The organism is Microbacterium sp. P5_E9, from assembly GCF_054049175.1.
In genome coordinates, this window is the sequence record NZ_JBFUMV010000114.1 from 1 (window position 1) to 565 (window position 565).

The 565-nt window shown below is 61.8% G+C and carries 1 protein-coding gene; it reads right to left on the reverse strand.

All coding sequences use genetic code 11. The features are described 5' to 3' along the window. The coding region (locus ACXJ3V_RS20515; protein WP_457102202.1) for a sulfatase-like hydrolase/transferase at positions 1-407 on the reverse strand (407 nt) is incomplete at its 3' end. Positions 408-565: the final 158 nt, after the last annotated feature.

Here is a 565-nt window from a genome sequence, read left to right on the forward strand (position 1 = left end):
GCGTTCAGGTGGTACAGGTTGCCGAAGAATTCGTCGAAGCCGTGGTTCGTCGGCAGCATCTYGTYGMGGTCGCCGAGRTGGTTCTTGCCGAACTGGCCGGTCATATAGCCGTGGTCCTTGAGCAGGCCRGCAATCGTCGGRTCCTCGATCTTCATGCCCTCGGGCGCGCCYGGCAGGCCCACCTTAGTGAGGCCGGTGCGGATCGGCGACTGCCCAGTGATGAACGCCGCGCGGCCGGCCGTGCAGCTCTGCTGGCCGTACCAATCGGTGAACAGGGCGCCTTCGTTGGCGATGCGATCGATGTTGGGTGTCTTGTATCCCATCATGCCGCGGTTGTAGGCGCTGACGTTGAACACCCCGATGTCGTCGCCCCAGAGAATCAGGATGTTTGGTTTCTTGTTGGCCATGCCTTCTCCTGTGATCGATGAATCGATTGACGCGAGCGCACCGACAGCAGCGCCGTTCGGGCGACCGAGCTCAGAATAGGGCAGTAGCTGAGGAATGCAAGCACCGATACAAGAGGCGTTGGCGCCACCGCGAGGCTTGCTACGCCGGAGTCTCGAAC